This is a genomic window from Pseudalgibacter alginicilyticus, assembly GCF_001310225.1.
Taxonomy (GTDB): Bacteria; Bacteroidota; Bacteroidia; order Flavobacteriales; family Flavobacteriaceae; genus Pseudalgibacter; species Pseudalgibacter alginicilyticus.
The window spans coordinates 2,200,915-2,214,958 of record NZ_CP012898.1 but is presented as its reverse complement, the minus strand read 5'-3'; the positions used below and the strand labels follow the sequence as shown (position 1 = coordinate 2,214,958).

At 32.9% G+C, this 14,044-nt stretch carries 13 protein-coding genes; 7 read left to right on the top strand and 6 right to left on the bottom strand.

What is annotated here, in order from left to right:
• Positions 1-12 precede the first annotated feature (12 nt).
• The 6 genes from APS56_RS09295 to APS56_RS09275 all read left to right on the top strand — a co-directional run bounded on the left by APS56_RS09295 (position 13) and on the right by APS56_RS09275 (position 5,041).
• Positions 13-321 carry a hypothetical protein gene (locus APS56_RS09295; RefSeq protein ID WP_054727451.1) on the top strand — a complete coding sequence of 103 codons (309 nt, stop codon included), beginning with the start codon at positions 13-15 and terminating at the stop codon, positions 319-321.
• 95 nt (positions 322-416) lie between these two features.
• Entirely contained in the window at positions 417-2,009 is a 1,593-nt protein-coding gene (locus tag APS56_RS09290) for a SulP family inorganic anion transporter (protein WP_054727449.1), read from the top strand.
• Positions 2,010-2,048: 39 nt separating this feature from the next.
• A complete protein-coding gene (locus APS56_RS16965) occupies positions 2,049-2,216 on the top strand; it encodes a hypothetical protein (protein WP_157757641.1) in 168 nt (55 codons plus the stop codon).
• A gap of 32 nt (positions 2,217-2,248) precedes the next feature.
• Positions 2,249-2,875 (top strand): carbonic anhydrase family protein, encoded by a 627-nt coding sequence (locus APS56_RS09285; protein WP_054727447.1) that lies wholly within the window; start codon positions 2,249-2,251, stop codon positions 2,873-2,875.
• Between the two features lie 27 nt (positions 2,876-2,902).
• Complete coding sequence (locus tag APS56_RS09280; RefSeq protein ID WP_236778406.1) at positions 2,903-3,568, top strand: DUF2490 domain-containing protein; 666 nt, start codon at positions 2,903-2,905, stop codon at positions 3,566-3,568.
• 132 nt (positions 3,569-3,700) lie between these two features.
• Positions 3,701-5,041, top strand: a complete 1,341-nt coding sequence (locus APS56_RS09275; RefSeq protein ID WP_054727445.1) for a deoxyguanosinetriphosphate triphosphohydrolase — start codon at positions 3,701-3,703, stop codon at positions 5,039-5,041.
• A 59-nt stretch (positions 5,042-5,100) separates the two neighbouring features.
• Here APS56_RS09275 and APS56_RS09270 read toward each other — a convergent pair whose 3' ends face one another.
• The gene (locus tag APS56_RS09270; RefSeq protein ID WP_054727443.1) at positions 5,101-5,820 is read right to left on the bottom strand and encodes a 3-ketoacyl-ACP reductase; all 720 of its coding nucleotides are present in this window, start codon (positions 5,818-5,820) and stop codon (positions 5,101-5,103) included.
• Between the two features lie 126 nt (positions 5,821-5,946).
• On the bottom strand, positions 5,947-7,707 hold the full coding sequence (dxs, locus tag APS56_RS09265) for a 1-deoxy-D-xylulose-5-phosphate synthase (RefSeq protein WP_054727441.1): 1,761 nt from the start codon (positions 7,705-7,707) through the stop codon (positions 5,947-5,949).
• Positions 7,708-7,746: 39 nt separating this feature from the next.
• Between dxs and APS56_RS09260 the strand changes: the two genes are divergently transcribed.
• Positions 7,747-8,196: a nucleoside deaminase gene (locus APS56_RS09260; RefSeq protein ID WP_054727439.1), complete on the top strand. Its 450-nt coding sequence runs from the start codon at positions 7,747-7,749 to the stop codon at positions 8,194-8,196.
• A 55-nt stretch (positions 8,197-8,251) separates the two neighbouring features.
• Here the strand turns inward: APS56_RS09260 and APS56_RS09255 are convergent, their stop codons facing one another.
• The 4 genes from APS56_RS09255 to aspS form a co-directional block, all read right to left on the bottom strand.
• Entirely contained in the window at positions 8,252-8,491 is a 240-nt protein-coding gene (locus APS56_RS09255) for a hypothetical protein (protein WP_054727437.1), read from the bottom strand.
• A gap of 46 nt (positions 8,492-8,537) precedes the next feature.
• Positions 8,538-10,325 (bottom strand): chloride channel protein, encoded by a 1,788-nt coding sequence (locus tag APS56_RS09250; protein WP_054727435.1) that lies wholly within the window; start codon positions 10,323-10,325, stop codon positions 8,538-8,540.
• Positions 10,326-10,423: 98 nt separating this feature from the next.
• Entirely contained in the window at positions 10,424-12,217 is a 1,794-nt protein-coding gene (locus APS56_RS09245) for a chloride channel protein (protein ID WP_054727434.1), read from the bottom strand.
• 46 nt (positions 12,218-12,263) lie between these two features.
• Positions 12,264-14,018 (bottom strand): aspartate--tRNA ligase, encoded by a 1,755-nt coding sequence (gene aspS, locus APS56_RS09240; protein WP_054727432.1) that lies wholly within the window; start codon positions 14,016-14,018, stop codon positions 12,264-12,266.
• Between the last annotated feature and the right edge of the window lie 26 nt (positions 14,019-14,044).

Genomic DNA, 14,044 nt, shown 5'->3' with positions numbered 1-14,044 from the left:
ATTAAGAAATACATGTTAAGAAACATAGTTTCAAATTTATTAACTATCATATTTTTGCTCTTTATAGCGGGGCCAACAATCCTTGTTATGGTTGATAATACTATTGATGTTTCTATTTATTACACAGCATCCTCTGCTGAAGAAGAAGAAAATAGTACCCCAAAAGTGAAAAAAGTTAATGATTTGTTTTCAGAAACAAACACAATTGAAACTGAGATGTTTTCTAATGAAGATGAAAATAACTTAGAGTATTTTTTTAAAAATTACCCAAAGCCACATTTAAATCTAATCTCTCCCCCACCAGATTTTCACATAATATAATTTAGGTTTTTAGGACTTTATAGGAGTCCATTTATTAAATTTTTTAACTGTTTTTTGGTTTTGTTTCAAAGCTGAAGGCAAAAACTTATTATTTTATGTTTAAAAATATTAAAAACGACTTTCCAGCAAGTTTAGTCGTGTTTTTTGTAGCATTACCATTATGTTTGGGTATTGCACTAGCCAGTGGAGCTCCTTTATTCTCAGGTGTTATTGCTGGAATTGTTGGAGGAATTGTAGTAGGAAGTCTTAGTGGCTCTAAGTTAGGTGTTAGTGGTCCGGCAGCAGGGCTTGCTGCAATTGTATTAACAGCTATAGGCAATTTAGGAGGTTATGAAAACTTTTTAGTAGCTGTAGTTTTAGCTGGTGTTATTCAGTTGATTTTTGGAGTTTTAAAAGCAGGAGTAATTGGGTATTATTTTCCTTCATCAGTTATTAAAGGGATGCTTACCGGTATTGGTATTATAATTATTTTAAAACAAATACCTAACTTTTTTGGTTATGATGAAGAGTCTGCTTGGGATCTTGAGTTTCTTGAGATTGATGGGGGTAATACATTTTCTGAGTTAATCAATATGTTGAGTAACATCCATATTGGAGCTGCTATCATAGGAATTGTAAGTTTGTTACTTATGATATTTTGGGAGCAAGTATTGAGTGAAAAATCTAAAATTTTTAAATTAATACAAGGGCCATTTGTTGTGGTAGTATTAGGTATTATTTTTTATATTGTAACTCAAGATAATGAATTACTATCTATTGGATCAAAGCACTTAGTAAGTGTGCCAATACCTGAAGATGCAGCTTCATTTATCAATCAATTTAGTTTTCCAAACTTTGCAGTTATAACAAATCATCATGTTTGGATAACCGCATTTACCTTGGCTTTAGTAGCAAGTTTAGAAACTTTATTAAGTGTGGAAGCATCTGATAAAATTGATCCAGACAAAAACGTAACACCAACTAATAGAGAGTTGTTAGCTCAAGGAACTGGTAACATTATTTCTGGTTTAATAGGTGGACTGCCAATTACCCAAGTAATAGTAAGAAGTTCAGCTAACATTCAGTCTGGAGGTAAAAGTAAAATGTCTACTATTATTCATGGATTCTTATTATTAATATCTGTTGTTTTAATTCCTAAGCTGTTAAACATGATTCCATTGTCTGTTTTAGCTGCTATATTATTGTTAGTTGGTTACAAATTAGCTAAACCGGCATTGTTCAAAAAAATGTACGACTTAGGTTGGAAGCAGTCTGTGCCGTTTTTTGCTACAATTATAGGTATCGTTTTTACCGATTTATTAGTTGGTATAGGTATAGGTTTATTAGTTGGAATTATAGTTATATTACTTAAAAGTTACCAGAATTCTCATTTTCTTAATATTGAAGATAAAAGCAATGGTAAGCATAAAATAAAAATGACATTAGCGGAAGAGGTTACGTTCTTTAATAAAGGGGCCATTCTTAAAGAATTGGATAACCTACCAAGAAATACCTATTTAGAGATTGATTTAATAAAAACAAGATATTTAGATTATGACATTATTGAGATATTAGAAGATTTTCTGTTTAAAGCAAAGGAGCGAGAGATTGACATTAAATTAGTATCAAAACGAGGTATTGTTGAAAATCCTGAAAGTTTTGTGAAGTTCTTTAAGGAAAGACCAAAATCAAAGTTAAGCTTAAGTTAAAAACAAAAACATAATGAAAAATAATATAACTTCTAAGCTGTGAAAAAGCCTAAAGCAACTTCTATAATAAGAAACGGATATTTACCAAGAAGACTAAAAAAATCTATTTCTAAAGAGAATGATATAAATATAAATTATATTTCAGCTTGCGGTAATTTTAAGGAATCAAGCCATTTAGATAATATTGAGCCTACTTTGGAAGTTTAATTTTAGTTATATTATTTAAAAAAAATATTAATATGAAAGCACATACAAAAGAAACACAAGCAACTATGACTCCTGAAAAGGCATTAGACTTTTTAAAAGAGGGAAATCAAAGGTTTCAAAATAATTTAAAAGCAAATAGAAATTTATTAGAACAAGTAAATGATACAAGTGAAGGACAGTTTCCTTTCGCAACTATATTAAGCTGTATAGATTCTAGAGTTTCTGCCGAATTGGTTTTTGATCAAGGTTTAGGTGATATATTTAGCGTTAGGATAGCCGGTAATTTTGTAAATGAAGATATATTAGGAAGTATGGAGTTTGCTTGCAAACTGGCAGGAACTAAATTAATTGTTGTTTTAGGACACACAAGTTGTGGAGCAATTAAAGGGGCTTGTGATCATGCAGAAATGGGAAACCTAACTAAGCTTATTGAAAAAATAACGCCTGCAGTTAATGCTGTTTCAGAACCTAAAGATGAAAGTTTAAGAACTTCTAAAAATTTAGAGTTTGTTGATAGTGTTTCGCAAAAAAATGTTGAATTAACAATTCAAAGAATTCATGAAGAGAGCCCAATTCTTTCAGAAATGGAGAAAAATGGTGAAATTATGATTATTGGAGCCATGTATGATATTAATACAGGGGAAGTCACTTTTGCATAACAATACCTATTGATGGGAAAAAAGAAAATGAAAAAGAAAATTAGTATGGCAGTATTAATGGTAACATTAATACTGCCCATATTATCTCAAAGTCAAGAAAGTGATTTCGGTAATTGGTTAATTTATATAGGAAATAAAAAACTTAATAATAACTGGAATATCCATAATGAAATTCAATATAGAAATTATAACGCCATTGGCGATTTAGAGCAATTGCTTTTAAGAACAGGATTGGGATATACATTTAATGATAGTAAAAACAATCTGTTATTGGGCTATGGTTACATATTGTCGAAAAATTATACAGAAGGAGCATCAGATGATAAAACATCGGTAAATGAGCACCGTATTTTTCAACAATTTACTTCTGGTCAGACAGTTGGTAGCGTAAAGTTAAACCACCGATATCGCTTTGAACAACGTTTTGTTGAAGATGATTTTAAAATGCGTTTTCGTTATTTTCTTGCGTTAAATGTTCCTTTCACCAATAAAGAGGATAATGCTTTTTATGCTTCTGCTTATAATGAGGTTTTTTTAAACACAGAAACATCTGTATTTGATAGAAATAGAGTCTATGCTGGAATAGGTTATAATTTAAATAGTAATATAAGACTGGAAGCAGGTTATATGAATCAGTTTTTTGAAACTAATGGTAGAGACCAATTTAATATTTTTACTTACGTAAATTTCTAATAGTAAATTCACGAGTTTTTGAAATAGCTTCTTTTGTTTTGGGTTTTTAAAAGTTAACCGCACAGATATTCTATCTAATTCAAATATAAAATGAAGAGAAAATAAGTATCTTGCTACCGCAAAAAAGATACTATGAACTGGGAACAATTACTATCATTAAAACGCTTTGGCGATACCAACAAACGTTTAAGAAAAGAACAAGATGAAACCCGATTAGGATTTGAAGTAGATTATGATAGAATTATCTTTTCTTCAGAATTTAGAAGCCTTCAAGATAAAACCCAAGTTATACCACTATCTAAAACTGATTTTGTACACACACGCTTAACGCATAGTTTAGAAGTTAGTGTGGTTGGTAGAAGTTTAGGAAGACGTGTAGGGCAAAAATTATTAGAAAAACACCCACATTTACATAACATTCATGGTTATCAAGCCAATGATTTTGGAGCTATTGTTGCATCAGCAGCTTTGGCTCATGATATTGGAAATCCGCCTTTTGGGCATTCTGGAGAAAAAGCTATTGGAGAGTTTTTTAAAACTGGAAATGGGAAACATTATAAAAATCAACTAACAGAAAAAGAATATCAAGATTTATGTGATTTTGAAGGTAATGCTAATGGTTTTAAAATTTTAACTGAGAGCAGAGCGGGACGCATAGGGGGGTTACGTTTAAGTTATGCTACACTTGGTGCTTTTACAAAATATCCTAAAGAATCTTTACCTAAAAAACCAACCAACCATATAGCAGACAAAAAGTATGGTTTTTTTCAGTCTGAAAAAAAAGAATTTTTAGATGTTGCTAACGAGTTGGGCTTGTTAAAACGAAGTGATGATCACTTAAGTTATTCACGTCATCCATTGGCATATTTAGTTGAAGCGGCCGATGATATTTGTTATACCATCATTGATTTTGAAGATGGAATTAATTTAGGTCTAATTCAAGAGGAATTTGCCTTAGAATACCTTTCCAAAATAATAAGAAGTAACATCCGTCCAGAAAATTATTATGCACTTTCTACCAAACAAGATCGTATTGGTTATTTGCGTGCACTTGCCATAGGAAACCTCATAAACGAAGCTGTAGAAATTTTTATGGAACATGAAAAAGCTATTTTAAACGGTGATTTTGATTGTGCATTACTTGATAAAAGTCAATATAACGCTCAAATAAAAGATATCATAAAAATAAGTGTTGAAAACATCTATCAATCTACCGAAGTTATTGATAAAGAAATTGCAGGGTATGGTGTTATAAATACCTTGTTGGATACTTATACACAAGCAGCTAATAATTGTTATAACAATACGGCATCCAATTATGATAAGCTTATTTTAAAAGGCTTGCCTAATAATATCAAAACGGATGATAGTAGTTTATACAATAGGCTTTCAAGTGTGTGTTATTATGTGTCGTTGCTTTCAGATAGCAAAGCTATTTTGGATTATAAAAAAATAAAAGGGATTGAATTTTAAATAACTTTCTTCAATCCCTAATAATATGCAGAGTTTCTGTGTTTAAAAATATTTGTAAATTAGGGGTTTGTAGACCATAAAGAAGCGTTTTTAAGCATCGCTCTTCTTGGAAGCTTTAATCCTGAAACTATCAATTCAGCAAAGTCTTCAGGTTGTAATACACTATCCTCGGTGCCTTCTTTTGCAATACCTAAGTCAATTGTCATATCAGATACAATAGTACTTGGTGTTAATGTGCAAACTCTAATATTGTTTTTACGTACCTCTTTCATTAAAGATTCGGACATACCAATAACTGCAAATTTAGATGCTGAATATGCCGATGTGGTTGCATTACCACTTAATCCTGCTGTAGACGATATATTAATTATATCGCCTTCATTTTGGTTTATCAAATAAGGTAAAACTTCTTTGGTTACATAATACATACCCATAACATTGGTTTGGATAATTTGGCTCCATTCGCTAACAGGCATATCATTAAATGTTCCAAAAGCAGCAATTCCAGCGTTATTTACTAAAATATCAACTGAGCCTAATTCTTTTATAATGGTAGCAATTCCTATTTTAACATCCTCATAATTACCAACATCAAAAACAGCATAGGTAGCCTTAATTCCAAAGTGTTCTAATTCAGAAACTGTTTGCTTTAAAACAGCTTCATTTCTACCTGTGATGGCAACGTCTATACCTTCTTTAGCAAAAGCTATTGCAGTTGCTTTTCCAAGTCCTCTACCACCACCAGTAATAATGGCTTTTTTATTTTTTAAATGATTCATATGAGTTTTAATAATGGGTGTTATAGAAATTATTATAATGAAATCGATTTTATTTTGAGTGAAAAATATTCGAATTCAAACAAATTTATAAGTTTTATCTAATAGTATAAAACATTTAGGAGATTCTTAACGGTAAAGTAAACTAAAACGTTTTTTTAAGTTTTCAGCATCTAACCCAACAGATTTTTGAAGTGTTCCAACATCACCATGCTCTATGAATACGTCAGGAATTCCTAAGATTTTTATAGTGTTTTTGTAATTATTTTCTGATGCAAATTCTGAAATAGCAGATCCAAAACCACCTTTAATACTATTATCTTCTATGGTAACAATGGTTTCATAGTTTTTAAAAATAGCATGTAGTAAAGTTTCATCTAAAGGTTTTACAAAGCGCAAGTCGTAATGTGATACTTGCAAATCAATAATGGCTTCTGTTACATTTTTTGAAATACTACCAATACTTAAAATAGCTAATTTATCCCCCTTTTTAAGTTGAGTACCTTTGCCTATTTCTATTTTAGTAAAAGCCTGCTTCCAATTCCTCGTTACACCTTGTCCTCGAGGATAACGAATAGCTATAGGGTGTTTTAAGCCCAATTGAGCTGTGTACATAATATTTCGTAATTCCACTTCATTCCGTGGAGCAAAAATAATAAGATTGGGTATGCTTCGTAGATATGATAAATCAAAAATACCATGGTGTGTGGGACCGTCTTCTCCAACTAATCCTGCGCGATCCAAACAGAAAATAACAGGTAAATTCTGTAAAGCTACGTCATGAATTATTTGATCGTAAGCTCGTTGTAAAAAGGTAGAATAGATGTTGCAGAATGGGATTAACCCTTGAGTTGCCATTCCTGCTGCCAATGTTACCGCATGTTGCTCTGCAATCCCCACATCAAAAGCACGATCAGGCATAATGTCCATCATATATTTTAACGAACTGCCTGTTGGCATTGCAGGTGTAATGCCAATAATTTTTTTGTTTAGTTTGGCAAGTTCTACTATAGTAAATCCAAAAACATCTTGATATTTAGGTGGTTGATTGAAACCAGATTTGACAATCAATTCACCTGTTTTAGCATCAAACAGCCCAGGGGCATGGTATTTTACTTGGTCTGTTTCAGCTTGTTTTAAACCTTTACCTTTAGTGGTAATGACATGTAAAAATTTAGGTCCTTTTACTTTTTTTAGGCGTTTTAATTCAGAAATGATGGTATTAATATTGTGTCCATCAATAGGGCCAGAGTAGTCAAAATTCAAGGCTTTAATAATATTATTTCGCTTTTGAGTACCTTTTTTTACATTGGTTAAATACATTTTAAGTGCGCCTACACTAGGGTCAATTCCAATAGCATTATCGTTTAAAATAACTAATAAGTTAGTATCTGTAACACCTGCGTGGTTCAAGCCTTCAAAGGCCATACCTCCTGCAATACTGGCGTCTCCAATTACGGCTATATGTTGTTTTTCAAATTCGCCTTTTAATTTGGAAGCAATTGCCATTCCTAATGCTGCCGAAATTGAGGTGGACGCATGACCAACTCCAAAAGTATCATAGTTACTTTCGTTTCTATTTGGAAAGCCACTGATGCCTCCAAGTTGTCTGTTGGTATGAAAATTATTTTTTCTACCTGTTAAAATTTTATGCCCATAGGCTTGATGCCCAACATCCCAAATAAGTTGATCGATTGGGGTGTTAAAAACATAATGCAAGGCAATGGTTAATTCTACAACGCCTAAACTAGCCCCTAAATGTCCTTCTTTAGTAGCAACTATGTTTATTATAAACTCACGTAATTCTTGTGCAAGTTGTGGTAAGTCTTTTTGATTTAAAAGACGAAGTTCTTTTGGGGTATGAATAGTATGTAATAGACTTTTTTGCACCAAGCAAAAGTACAAGAATGAATTCGTATTTTTGCTATTATGATAGAACCTTTTGATGATACCTATTTTATGAAACGCGCTCTTCAAGAAGCTGAGTTGGCTTATGAAAAAGGAGAAATACCTGTGGGAGCTGTGATTGTCATTGATAATAAAATTATTGCCCGAGGACATAATTTAACGGAAACTTTAACTGATGTAACAGCTCATGCTGAAATGCAAGCTATTACTGCAGCATCTAATTTTTTAGGAGGAAAATATCTTCTAAACTGTACACTGTATGTTACCTTGGAGCCCTGTCAAATGTGTGCAGGGGCCTTGTATTGGAGTCAAATTTCTAATATTGTTTATGGAGCGAGAGATGTAGAGCGGGGTTGTGTTAATTTAAAAACGAAGCTACATCCTAAAACCATCATCAGAGGTGGTGTTTTAGAAGATGAGGCGTCTGTACTTTTAAAGCGTTTTTTTATTGAAAAACGGAATTTAAATTGAATTGCTATTGTAAAGTAAGTACGATTCTGAGGAGAACCAAATTTTCTTTAAAAACTTAATATTTGCTTTCATCTTTTTGGTTTTCTCTCATTTTATCCAAATTTTCTTTGGTAAGCATATAGTCCTTTGGGTTTTTGTCTTTCCAACGGTGGTATGAAAATAGAGGGAAAACGATCAAAAATAAACCCATGACTCCAAAGCCAATTAGTTTTTGTGAGTAAGGCACATCTAATATAAGTCCTAAGAAGATGCTTGTAAAAACGAAGATGGTTAGTATGATGATGAGGTATTTCATAATTAATTTATTGTTTGAGTAAAATGATTAATAAGACTCATAGAATTTATTTAGTGAATTTGATAAGTTGTTGTCTGTAAGCCGTTAGTAATTTAGACTTTGAAATATACCCATAGTATTTTCCACTTTTAATGACAGGTAAATTCCATGCACCGCTATTTTTAAATTTATCCATAATACTGTTCATATTATCAGTATCATAATCAATAATGCCAGCATCGGCATGCATAAGGCTTGCTGCATCTATAGTGTTATATAAATTGGTATCAAACATCATATGTCGGATATCATCTAATCGAATAACGCCTAATAGTTCATGATTGTTGTCAACCACAGGGAAATGATTTCTAGAGGATTTAGCAACGGCTTTTTTTAAGATTTCTCCTAATGTCATTTCAGGTTTTAATATGATAAAATTTGTTTCTATGACCTTATCAATATCCAAAACCATGAGTACATTTTGGTCTTTGTCATGTGTCATGAGTTCGCCTCGTTCTGCAAGTTTCATGGTGTATATAGAATGAGAAACATAGTATTTTGTAATAGCAAATGATATGGCAGCCACAACCATTAGTGGAACAAATAATTCGTAGCCACCAGTAATTTCTGCAATAAGGAAGATAGCAGTGAGAGGAGCGTGGAGAACGCCTGCCATGAGTCCTGCCATACCAATTAAGGTGAAATTAGATTCTGATACATGAATGTTTAGTCCTAAATTATTAATTATTTTGGCACAAGCGTTCCCTAGAGCGCTTCCCATAACTAGCGTTGGGATAAAAATACCTCCTACGCCACCAGCACCAAAAGTAGTGGTCATGGCTATGGCTTTAAAAACAGAAATGCCAAGCAAAAGTGCAATAACAACCCAAATATTTGATAAATCAAAATTAAAAGGTGTTGACCCAATAGCAGCAAGATGATCTCCTTTTAACAAGTTGTTCATGATGCCATAACCTTCACCGTAAAGTGGTGGTATAAAATATAGCATGGTACCAATGGCTAAGCCGCCTATTAATAGACGTATTGCTCTGCTTTCAAATTGTTTAAAAAAATTGGTGATGGCAAAAAATACTTTTGAAAAATATACTGAAGCTAAAGCCGTTACAATTCCTAAAGGAATAAAAAAGAGAATGTGATCTACTTCAAATTTATCTACTAATTTAAAATGGAGCAATACATCGGTGCCTAAAAACATGTATGAAGTTAATACAGCTGATGCTGATGCCAATAACAAAGGAACTAAAGATGCAAATGCAATATCCAAACTGAAAATTTCTACAGCAAAAATAATGGCAGCAATTGGTGCTTTAAACATAGAAGCCATTGCGCCTGCAGATGCACAGCCCACTAAAAGTAAACGAGTTTTAGTACTCATGCGAAATAGCTGAGCTAAATTTGAGCCTAAAGCGGATCCAACGCTAACCGCAGGTCCTTGCAGTCCAACAGAGCCCCCAAATCCTGCGGTTAGTGGTGCTGTAATTAATGCTGCAAAAATATTGTACCGAGGGATGATACCATTTAATTTTGAGATGGCGTGTAATGTGGTTGAAATGCCATGTCCTATATGTTTTTTTAACCATGTTTGTTTGATGATGTAAACAAGTAGTAGCCCTATTATGGGGAGTATAAAATAAAGTGAGTTTTGATAGTTGCTAAAAAAATCTAATTCAAATATCTGACGAATATAATGAGTTAAGTTTTTAAGTACCACTGTACCCATACCTGCTAAAAAGCCAACTAAAATACTAAGAATATAAACAAATTGGCGTTCAGAAATATACTTGTATTTCCATATTAGAAATTTGCGTAATGGGTTTTTTAAGTTAGATGGCATTTGATAAAAGTACTAAAAAAAATATCTGTAGATAAAAGCAGTGGTAATATTTGTGACTTAAAGTTGTGAATTTGGAAAAAGGTGATTTGGTTCTAAATTTACTGCTTTCCTTGTAAGGTAATTAATTGTCGTCTGTAAGCTGTTAATAGTTTTGATTTTGATATGAACCCATAATATTTACCATCTTTTGTAACGGGTAAATTCCAAGCACTACTGTCTTGAAATTTTTTCATAATATCTGTCATTTTATCCTTGTCAAGGTTAATAATTTCTGGTGCTGGTTGCATAATATCTGTTGCAGTAACTTCAAGATATAACGATTGATCAAACATGATGGGTCTTAAATCATCTAATAAAATAACACCACGTAACGTGTCGTTTTTTTTATTGACCACAGGAAAGATATTTCTATTTGATTTTATAACAGCTTGTTGCACCATCTCTCCTAAATTCATTTTAGGATTAATAGCTATGAAATTGGTTTCTATAACTTTATCGATATCCATTAGTGTGAGTACAGCATGATCCTTGTCATGTGTAATGAGTTCACCTTTTCTACCCAATTCCATATTGTAAACTGAGTGGGAACTAAAGTATTTGGTAATGCTGAATGAAATCGTAGCGGTAAGCATTAAGGGGATAAAAAGCTCATAGCCACTTGTTAATTCTGCTATTAAGAAAATAGCAGTTAAAGGAGCATGTAAAACACCTGCTAATAAGCCGGCCATTCCTACTAATGTAAAATTACTTTCGGAAATAGGTGTGTTAAAAAGTCCACAATTGTTAATTATTTTAGCGATGCAATTACCCATAATACTACCCATAAAAAGTGTTGGTGCAAAAATACCACCCACTCCACCTGCTCCAAAAGTTAATGCGCTAGCAATAACTTTAAAAAATACCAATCCAACCAAAAGTAAAATGACGGTCCAAACATTAGTTAAGTCTAAGTGAAAAATATTATTTTCCAAAGCTTTTTCAGGATTACCAGCAATAAGGTTATTAATAACATCAAAGCCTTCTCCATAAAGTGGTGGTATAAAATAAATAAGAATCCCTAATCCTAAGCCTCCAATCATTAAGCGTTTTACAGGTGATGTTATTTTATGGAAAAAGGAATGAATTTTATCATAAACCAAAGAAAAATAAATGGAAGTGAAAGCTGCAAAAACCCCAAGGATTATATAAAATGGTGCATCTGAAATAACAAATTTATCTTCAATTATAAAAGGTAATAAAATATCATCACCAAAGAAAAAGTAGGATGTTAAAATAGCCGAAAGAGATGCTAATAAAAGGGGTAACATAGATGCTATTGTTAAGTCTAAACTAAAGACTTCAATAGCAAAAATAATAGCGGCAATAGGTGCTTTAAAAATAGAACTCATGGCACCAGCAGCGGCACAACCTATTAGTAAATTTCGAGTAGTTTGGTTCATATGAAACATTCTCGAAATATTGGAGCCAATAGCAGCACCTGTAGCTACTGTTGGGCCTTCTAAACCTACAGAACCACCAAAACCAACAGTTAATGGAGCTGTTAATAAAGAACCAAACATTTGGTACCGTTTCATGATGCCTTTTCGTTTTGAAATGGCATATAGAGTTGATGGAATACCATGACTCACCTTATTCCTAATAATATACTTTATACTAAGATAAACTAGTGTAAGACCTATAATAGGAAATAAAAAGGAAAAAGCATGGTGGTAGTAATTTATTAATTTTCCTTCTAATAGATGTTGAATAAAGTGGGTTAGGTTTTTTAAAACAACTGCACCAACACCAGAAGTAAACCCAATGAGAATACTCAATAAATATACAAACTGTCTGTGAGAAATATGTTTTGCTCTCCAAATAAGTATGTTCTTTAAAATAGTTTGCTTAGGCATAAAATGCGAGTTACTAAAAAATCCTGCTTTTAGCAGGATTTAATTTTTATGATTTTAAATTAAGTTTTAAACTTAATTCTGTTAATTGTTCATCATCAATAGGGGCAGGGGCATCAATCATGACATCTCTACCTGCGTTGTTTTTAGGAAATGCTATAAAATCTCTTATGGTTTCTTGTCCACCTAATATGGCTACCAACCTATCAAGTCCAAAAGCCAAACCTCCGTGAGGTGGTGCTCCATATTGAAAAGCATCCATTAAAAATCCGAATTGTGCTTTAGCTTCTTCAGGTGTAAATCCTAAATAATCAAACATTAAGGATTGTGTTTCTTTATCGTGAATTCTGATGGAACCACCACCAATTTCGTTTCCGTTTAATACTAAATCATAAGCATTGGCTTTTACATCTCCAGGATTTGTTTTTAATAATTCTAATTGACCTGGTTTTGGAGACGTAAACGGATGGTGCATAGCGTGATAACGTTCGGTATCTTCATCCCATTCTAATAAAGGGAAATCCATAACCCAGAGTGGTGCGAATTCATTAGGATTTCTTAACCCTAAGCGTTCTGCTAATTCCATTCGTAAAGCACTTAATTGGGTCCGTACTTTATTTTTGTCACCAGAAAGCACACAGATTAAATCGCCTGCTTTAGCACCAGTAATTTCTGCCCATTTAGCTAAATCTGCCTCATCATAAAATTTATCTACGGATGATTTGTAAGTACCATCGTCATTAACACGGCAGTAAACCATACCTAAAGCACCAACTTGTGGGCGTTTTACCCAGTCAATAAGTTTATCAATTTCTTTTCTTGTATAGCTATTACCTCCAGGAACTGCAATTCCAACAACTAGTTCGGCATTGTTGAAAACACCAAAATCTTTATGTTGAGCAACAGTGTTTAACTCGCCAAACTCCATACCAAACCGAATGTCAGGTTTGTCATTTCCGTATAAACGAATGGCATCATCATAAAGCATTCGTGGGAATTTTTCAATATCAACACCATTTACTTCTTTGAGTAGATGACGGGTCAATCCTTCAAATGCATTTAAAATATCTTCTTGTTCAATAAATGCCATTTCACAATCTATTTGTGTGAATTCTGGCTGTCTATCGGCACGTAAATCTTCATCTCTAAAACATTTTACTATTTGGAAATATTTATCCATGCCGCCAACCATTAACAATTGCTTGAAAGTTTGAGGCGATTGTGGAAGGGCATAAAATTGACCTTCGTTCATACGAGAAGGCACCACAAAATCACGAGCCCCTTCAGGAGTAGACTTTATCAAATATGGTGTTTCTACTTCAATAAAACCTTCTTGTGATAAGTAGTTTCTAACTTCTTGAGTAACTTTATGCCTGAAAATTAGGCTGTTCTTTACAGGGTTTCGTCTAATATCTAAATAACGGTATTTCATTCTAATGTCTTCACCACCATCTGTTTTGTCTTCAATGGTAAAAGGAGGTAGAATCGATTCGTTTAAAATGGTTAATTCAGACACCAATATTTCAATATCTCCTGTTGGGATATTAGGATTTTTTGAGGTGCGTTCTATGACTATGCCTTTAACTTGTATCACAAATTCACGCCCCAAGTCTTGAGCTTGTTTAATTAAATTTTTGGAAGTGCGTTCCTCATCAAACACCAACTGGGTAATGCCGTAGCGGTCGCGTAAATCTACCCAAACAATAAATCCTTTATCTCTTGATTTTTGAACCCAACCTGCTAAGGTTACTTCTGTATTAATGTTTGCGACTCTTAATTCGCCGCAATTATGACTTCTGTACATTGTTGTTAAAATTGAGGTGCAAATTT

What these genes read in the sequence shown, in the direction of transcription:
- APS56_RS09295 (WP_054727451.1), top strand. Translation starts at nt 13, where the DNA reads ATGTTAAGAAACATAGTTTCAAATTTATTAACTATCATATTTTTGCTC.
- APS56_RS09290 (WP_054727449.1), top strand. Translation starts at nt 417, where the DNA reads ATGTTTAAAAATATTAAAAACGACTTTCCAGCAAGTTTAGTCGTGTTT.
- APS56_RS09285 (WP_054727447.1), top strand. Translation starts at nt 2,249, where the DNA reads ATGAAAGCACATACAAAAGAAACACAAGCAACTATGACTCCTGAAAAG.
- APS56_RS09280 (WP_236778406.1), top strand. Translation starts at nt 2,903, where the DNA reads ATGAAAAAGAAAATTAGTATGGCAGTATTAATGGTAACATTAATACTG.
- APS56_RS09275 (WP_054727445.1), top strand. Translation starts at nt 3,701, where the DNA reads ATGAACTGGGAACAATTACTATCATTAAAACGCTTTGGCGATACCAAC.
- APS56_RS09270 (WP_054727443.1), bottom strand. Translation starts at nt 5,820, where the DNA reads ATGAATCATTTAAAAAATAAAAAAGCCATTATTACTGGTGGTGGTAGA.
- APS56_RS09260 (WP_054727439.1), top strand. Translation starts at nt 7,747, where the DNA reads ATGATAGAACCTTTTGATGATACCTATTTTATGAAACGCGCTCTTCAA.
- APS56_RS09255 (WP_054727437.1), bottom strand. Translation starts at nt 8,491, where the DNA reads ATGAAATACCTCATCATCATACTAACCATCTTCGTTTTTACAAGCATC.
- APS56_RS09250 (WP_054727435.1), bottom strand. Translation starts at nt 10,325, where the DNA reads ATGCCATCTAACTTAAAAAACCCATTACGCAAATTTCTAATATGGAAA.
- APS56_RS09245 (WP_054727434.1), bottom strand. Translation starts at nt 12,217, where the DNA reads ATGCCTAAGCAAACTATTTTAAAGAACATACTTATTTGGAGAGCAAAA.
- aspS (WP_054727432.1), bottom strand. Translation starts at nt 14,018, where the DNA reads ATGTACAGAAGTCATAATTGCGGCGAATTAAGAGTCGCAAACATTAAT.